6 protein-coding genes are annotated in these 6,679 nt (G+C 40.9%); 5 read left to right on the forward strand and 1 reads right to left on the reverse strand.

The window, feature by feature from the left end:
• Positions 1 to 23 precede the first annotated feature (23 nt).
• The 5 genes from dusB (at position 24) to purD (ending at position 5,340) form a co-directional block, all read left to right on the forward strand.
• Positions 24 to 989 (forward strand): tRNA dihydrouridine synthase DusB, encoded by a 966-nt coding sequence (gene dusB / locus ND16A_RS17680; protein ID WP_033075878.1) that lies wholly within the window; start codon positions 24 to 26, stop codon positions 987 to 989.
• A 16-nt stretch (positions 990 to 1,005) separates the two neighbouring features.
• Positions 1,006 to 1,293 (forward strand): DNA-binding transcriptional regulator Fis, encoded by a 288-nt coding sequence (gene fis, locus ND16A_RS17675; protein ID WP_033075879.1) that lies wholly within the window; start codon positions 1,006 to 1,008, stop codon positions 1,291 to 1,293.
• Positions 1,294 to 1,471: 178 nt separating this feature from the next.
• Complete coding sequence (gene purH, locus ND16A_RS17670) at positions 1,472 to 3,058, forward strand: bifunctional phosphoribosylaminoimidazolecarboxamide formyltransferase/IMP cyclohydrolase (RefSeq protein ID WP_033075880.1); 1,587 nt, start codon at positions 1,472 to 1,474, stop codon at positions 3,056 to 3,058.
• 147 nt (positions 3,059 to 3,205) lie between these two features.
• Complete coding sequence (locus tag ND16A_RS17665) at positions 3,206 to 4,024, forward strand: class I SAM-dependent methyltransferase (protein ID WP_033075881.1); 819 nt, start codon at positions 3,206 to 3,208, stop codon at positions 4,022 to 4,024.
• 32 nt (positions 4,025 to 4,056) lie between these two features.
• Positions 4,057 to 5,340 (forward strand): phosphoribosylamine--glycine ligase, encoded by a 1,284-nt coding sequence (gene purD, locus ND16A_RS17660; protein WP_033075882.1) that lies wholly within the window; start codon positions 4,057 to 4,059, stop codon positions 5,338 to 5,340.
• A gap of 90 nt (positions 5,341 to 5,430) precedes the next feature.
• Here the strand turns inward: purD and ND16A_RS17655 are convergent, their stop codons facing one another.
• On the reverse strand, positions 5,431 to 5,883 hold the full coding sequence (locus ND16A_RS17655; protein WP_033075883.1) for an RNA recognition motif domain-containing protein: 453 nt from the start codon (positions 5,881 to 5,883) through the stop codon (positions 5,431 to 5,433).
• Between the last annotated feature and the right edge of the window lie 796 nt (positions 5,884 to 6,679).

The following is a 6,679-nucleotide window of genomic DNA, read 5'->3' on the forward strand; positions in this document are numbered from 1 at the left end:
ACAGTAGCTCAAAAAAGCATCACGTGAATATAGGTTCTTATCAGTTAAACAGTAATGTTATTCTAGCCCCTATGGCTGGAATTACCGACAGACCTTTCAGGCAACTGTGTTGTCGGTTAGGTGCCGGTATGGCTGTGTCTGAAATGCTTTCTTCTAACCCTAAGGTATGGAAGAGTGGCAAATCGAAGTTAAGAATGGAACATGGTGATGAAGCCGGAATTCGTTCGGTTCAGATCGCAGGGTCTGATCCAACTGAAATGGCTTATGCTGCAAAAGTAAATGCTGACAACGGCGCGCAAATTATTGATATCAATATGGGCTGCCCGGCAAAAAAAGTAAATAAAAAATTAGCTGGTTCAGCGTTACTAAAAGCACCAGAACAGGTTGAGCAAATTGTTAAATCTGTTGTGGCGGCGGTAGAGATACCAGTAACCTTGAAAATTCGTACTGGCTGGTGTGAAAACACTCGCAACGGTATCGAAATAGCCAACATCGCCGAAGCAAATGGAATTCAGGCGTTAGCTGTACATGGTAGAACTCGCAATGACTTTTATAAAGGCAATGCGGAATATGACACCATAAAGTCAATCAAAAGCGCGGTAAACATACCTGTTATCGCTAACGGAGATATTACCAGCGTAGAAAAGGCCAGGCAGGTACTAGAATATACCAATGCCGATGCCATTATGATTGGTAGAGCAGCGCAAGGTCGACCATGGATTTTTAGAGAAATTAACCATTTCCTAAAAACGGGTGAGCATTTAGCCCCACCCAAAGTGGAAGAGATACGAGCTATACTACTGGCTCATGTGCAAGAGTTGCACAAATTTTATGGTGATTTTATGGGCGCAAGGATTGCTCGTAAACACGTATCCTGGTATTTGCAAACGCATGATCAGGGTAAACAATTTCGTTCCATATTCAATGCGCTTGAATTGCCTGTAGAGCAACTAGATGCGTTGAATGTATTTTTTGATAATTTAACTTAGAAAGAGTCTGAACTTTATGTTTGAACAAAATATTACTTCTCCATTTGTTATCGGTGACCTGCAAACTCAGACCAAGGCCTCACCTTTACGTACCCAAGCTAAAGTAGCAATTAAAAACTACTTATCACAATTAAACGGAAACGACGTTGATGATATGTACGACCTTGTACTGTCAGAAATTGAAGCGCCAATGTTAGAAGAAGTAATGCAATATACTCGCGGTAACCAAACTCGCGCTGCTAACTTACTGGGTATCAACCGTGGTACTTTACGTAAGAAACTTAAAAAGTACGGCATGAACTAAAATCAAGCAGGTTCGCCTGCGACAAAGCACCTTCGGGTGCTTTTTTTTATACAGGGATGTATTTATGCCCGGCAGGCAGGAAGCCTAATGAGGGTGCTACTTTTTAGGGCTTTAATTTTTAGCGTTAAAAAGCATACCTAATTCAAATTTAATTTAAGCAAACAAGGTAAACAAAACTATGGATACTCCACGTCCTATTAGACGCGCACTATTAAGCGTTTCTGACAAAACCGGTATTGTTGAGTTCGCTCAGGCTTTATCGAAACAAGGTGTTGATCTTTTATCAACTGGTGGTACTGCCAAATTATTAGCAGACAACAACATTCCAGTTACCGAAGTGTCTGATTACACCGGTCATCCAGAAATCATGGATGGCCGCGTAAAAACTCTTCACCCGAAAGTGCACGGTGGCATTTTAGCTCGTCGTGATATGGATGAAGCGGTAATGGCTGAAAACAACATTTCAGCAATCGATATTGTTGTCGTTAACCTTTACCCGTTTGCAAAAACTGTTGCCGCACAGGATTGTAGCCTTGAAGATGCTATCGAAAACATCGATATCGGTGGACCAACAATGGTTCGTGCCGCGGCAAAAAACCATAAAGACGTGACCATTGTAGTAAATGCATCAGATTACGATCGTGTATTAACCGAAATGGCTGCGAATAATGGTTCATTAACCTATCAAACCCGTTTTGACTTAGCGATTGCTGCTTATGAGCACACTGCAAGTTACGACGGAATGATAGCCAACTACTTCGGTAAAATGTTACCAGCCTACGGTGATAAAGATGAAAGTGTGAGTAAATTCCCGCGTACTTTCAACTCTCAATTCGTTAAAAAACAAGACTTACGTTACGGTGAAAACTCGCATCAAAATGCGGCATTTTACGTAGAAGCGGAGCCTGAAGAAGCATCAGTTTCAACAGCTAAGCAAATTCAAGGTAAAGCCCTTTCTTACAACAATATTGCCGATACCGATTCTGCATTAGAGTGTGTTAAAGAATTTGATAAACCGGCTTGTGTCATTGTTAAGCATGCTAATCCATGTGGCGTTGCTTTAGGTGACAACATCTTGGAAGCCTACGAAAAAGCGTATAAAACAGATCCTACATCAGCATTTGGTGGCATTATCGCCTTTAACCAAGAGTTAGATGCAGATACAGCGGAAGCAATTGTTTCTCGTCAATTCGTTGAAGTGATCATCGCGCCAAGCATTTCTGATGGTGCAGCGCAAATTGTTGCCGCCAAACCAAACGTACGTTTATTAGAATGTGGTCAATGGTCTAGCAAAACTACTGGGTTAGAGCAAAAACGTGTTAACGGCGGTTTATTAGTACAAGATCGTGACAATGGCATGGTTGGTTTAGATGATCTTAAAGTCGTAACCAAGCGTCAGCCTACAGAACAAGAAATGAGTGATTTATTATTCTGTTGGAAAGTGGCGAAATACGTGAAATCAAACGCTATCGTTTATGTCAAAAATGACATGACCATTGGTGTTGGTGCTGGCCAAATGAGCCGCGTATATTCCGCAAAAATTGCTGGTATCAAAGCCTCCGATGAAAACTTGGAAGTTCCTGGTTCAGTAATGGCATCGGATGCATTCTTCCCATTTCGTGATGGTCTAGATGCAGCTGGCGCAGCCGGTATTACCGCAGTAATTCAGCCTGGTGGTTCAATGCGTGATGCGGAAGTTATTGCTGCCGCAGATGAGCACAACATCGCTATGGTGTTTACCGGTATGCGTCACTTCCGTCATTAATTGCTAAATACCCTGAGTTCAGATTAATTAAACTTAGTTTATTTACTATCTAAAAGAGAGTCGGTGGATAACACTGACTCTCTTTTAAATATCTGCTATAACATAGCAAGTAATCATTTTTGACTAATCAAGTTTGGAAATACAGCAATGAAAATAATAACATCGTTAATCACCGCTTCAGTTTTGTCAGCTTCATTCATTACCAGTGCTTTGGCTCATGATACCGGGCACTCGCAATTAGAGCAGGCAATAGCCGGTGAGCACCGAAGCGCAAAAAATAGTGCTCGTGATCAGTATCGTCATCCACAACAAACCTTAGAATTTTTTGGCTTTCAGTCAACTATGACCGTTGTCGAAATCGCGCCAGGCGGCGGTTGGTATACAGAAATTTTAGCTCCTGCTCTTAAAGGTTCTGGTATTTTTTACGGTGCTCATTACCCAGATACCGGTAAAGATGATTATTACAGTAAATCACGGCGTCGGCTTGAAACAAAACTTGCCAGTGATGCGGTATTTAGTGAAGTTAAATTGACCAACTTTACCCCAAAAGTGGCAAGTGAATTGGCACCAGCCAACAGTGCCGATTTAGTCTTAACTTTCCGCAATCTGCATAACTGGGGCGAAGCCGGTGTTAAGCAAATTTTTGCAGACAGTTTTAAAGCATTAAAACCTGGTGGTGTATTAGGTGTGGTAGAGCATAGAATGCCGACATCGCAAAAGTTTGCCGATAATATGCGTAGTGGCTATTTCCCACCGCAACTGGCCATTGATTTAGCCATAGCTGCTGGTTTTACATTAGCTGACAGCAGCGAAATTAACGCCAACCCGAAAGATAGTGCAACTCATCCAAAAGGGGTGTGGACATTACCACCGGTATACCGTTTAGGTGATAAAGATAAAGCGAAATACTCAGCCATCGGTGAGAGTGATCGCATGACATTAAAATTTATTAAGCCGGCTAAATAAGTCGGTTTCAATTTCAGTTAGGAACATAAAAAATGAACGTTTTAGTTATTGGTAGCGGTGGTCGTGAACATGCTCTTGCATGGAAAGCCGCGCAATCTAACAATGTTGAAAAAGTATTTGTTGCGCCGGGTAATGCCGGTACTGCTACTGAACCAAAATTAGAAAATGTAAATATTTCAGTGGGTGACATTAAAGCATTAATCGATTTTGCCAAACAACAAGATATTGCGCTAACTATCGTAGGCCCGGAACAGCCTCTAGTAGATGGCGTGGTTGATGCTTTTCAAGCCGCTGGCTTAACCATATTTGGACCCAGTGCGAAAGCAGCACAACTTGAAGGGTCAAAAGCTTTTACTAAAGATTTCTTGGCTCGCAATGATATCCCTACAGGCTATTATCAGAACTTTACTGAAATTGAGCCTGCTCTTGCTTATGTTCGTGAACAAGGTGCACCAATTGTTGTTAAAGCCGATGGCTTAGCTGCTGGTAAAGGTGTGATTGTTGCGATGACGCTAACCGAGGCCGAAGATGCCATTAAAGATATGTTAGCTGGCAACGCTTTTGGTGATGCTGGTCATCGTGTCGTTATTGAAGAGTTTTTAGAAGGTGAAGAAGCCAGTTTCATCGTCATGGTTGATGGTAAGAATGTATTAGCGTTTGCCACCAGCCAAGATCACAAGCGTGCCTATAATGGTGATGAAGGTCCTAACACTGGTGGTATGGGAGCTTATTCTCCGGCGCCGGTGGTGACCAACGAAATTCACCAACGTACGATGAATGAAGTGATCATGCCAACGGTTGAAGGAATGGCCAAAGAAGGTGCCCCTTATACTGGCTTTTTATATGCCGGCTTAATGATTGCCGCTGACGGTACACCGAAAGTGATAGAATATAACTGTCGTTTTGGCGATCCAGAAACACAACCGATCATGATGAGATTGCAATCAGATTTGGTTGAACTGTGTTTATTAGCCTGTAATGGCGAACTAGATAAAGCGGCTATTGAATTTGATCCTCGCGCTGCTGTAGGTGTGGTACTAGCCGCAGGTGGCTATCCTGGTACTTATGCCAAAGGTAAAGTGATCTCAGGTTTAGATACAAACACGCTAACCGATCGTAAAACGTTCCATGCTGGCACAACTGAACAAGATGGCAACATAGTTACTTCTGGTGGACGTGTATTATGTGCAACGGCATTAGGTAACAGTGTGACTGAAGCGCAACAAGCCGCGTATGAATTGTTACACCAAATTGACTGGCAAGATGTGCAGTTTCGAACAGATATTGCGTATCGCGCGATAGCTAGAGAACAGTAGTCGATATCGTTAACGTATTCTAGGACGGGACATTTAAATAAAAAGGGCTGCAGTACTGCAGCCCTTTTTTATTTAAAGAAGAATTATTAGTTAATCTTGCTGACCATTTGGCTCTGGTCTCTCTTTTGCTTCTCGTACTTTCAAAGTGCGTTGTTGAAACTCAGTGTCATTTAATGAATCAATGGCAGTTGCGGCATCAGCAGAGGCAATTTCAACAAAACCAAAACCACGGCGCTTACCTGTTTGTTTGTCTTTCATTAAACGAACAGAATGTACCATTCCATATTCAGCAAATAAACTGCGAACAGCAGATTCATTTGCGCGGTAAGGTAAATTACCGACATAAAGAGTTTTAATGTCACTAGAGACGGTTTCTTCACCTTTCATAAGTGTTATCAATGAAGGGGAAAGTAAAGCACCAATAAATAAAGCAACCGCAACAGACATAGGATCACCTAAAGAAGCATACTCAGAGATTAAGTAGCCAATAACAGTTATGCCAGTTGCAACGAATGCAGAGGTTAAGATAAGTGGAGATTTCATGATTATTACCTGATTTTTATTTTTTTAAATAGTGATAAGTATTTATCTAATCAAAACCTATGTTAACCACATTTTAACAAACTGCAATGGCATTTGGTTAAAAAGTAGCTAATAACAGTGGATTAGGTACAAATAAGCACTAATAGTTAATGACTAAAGTAAAAACTGAAAATTAATACAGTGGAAAATTATTGTAGCTAAATGACATCGGAATATTAATCAGACGTTACCTTTTGTATGGAAAACAAACAAAAATACCGTTATTTCAATTTATTTCAATTTATTTGCAAAAAGCAGTTGACCCCGGCGTAAAAATCCCTAAAATGCGCATCCACTTCCAAGGCACTTCTCAACGAAAGTTAAGAGGCAACCTGGTAAGGGTTTTGATAAGTTTGTTCACCTTTATAGATAAACAAACCGTCAACAAAAATTTGAAAATTCGCTTTTAAAATTAATTGCGAAATACTTCAAAAACATGTTGACATCAAAACTGAGATGCGTAAAATGCGCATCCTACTTAAGGCAAGCACAGCGCGCCTTACAGTACTAAAGAGCAGCGAATGCGACTGACTCTTTCCATAAGTTTTCAACTTATGATTCTTTAACAATTAGTTATCATGCAATTTGTGTGGGCACTCACATTGAGATTAATTTACATAGTCCTTCGGGACACATAATTACTTAATGATGAATGAACACACAAACATATTAGTCAGGATTTATTTTAGCGATAAAGAATGATTAGTACGTTTTAGTTATTGCGCTTCGACTTCGGTTGAGGTGTGAGTAACGAAAC

Origin of the sequence: Thalassotalea sp. ND16A (assembly GCF_000764205.1) — a bacterium.
Lineage (GTDB): Bacteria > Pseudomonadota > Gammaproteobacteria > Enterobacterales > Alteromonadaceae > Thalassotalea_A.

Bases quoted from the DNA above. Each gene is read 5' to 3' on its own strand.
- purH (WP_033075880.1), top strand. From the start codon at position 1,472: ATGGATACTCCACGTCCTATTAGACGCGCACTATTAAGCGTTTCTGAC.
- purD (WP_033075882.1), top strand. From the start codon at position 4,057: ATGAACGTTTTAGTTATTGGTAGCGGTGGTCGTGAACATGCTCTTGCA.
- ND16A_RS17665 (WP_033075881.1), top strand. From the start codon at position 3,206: ATGAAAATAATAACATCGTTAATCACCGCTTCAGTTTTGTCAGCTTCA.
- fis (WP_033075879.1), top strand. From the start codon at position 1,006: ATGTTTGAACAAAATATTACTTCTCCATTTGTTATCGGTGACCTGCAA.
- ND16A_RS17655 (WP_033075883.1), bottom strand. From the start codon at position 5,883: ATGAAATCTCCACTTATCTTAACCTCTGCATTCGTTGCAACTGGCATA.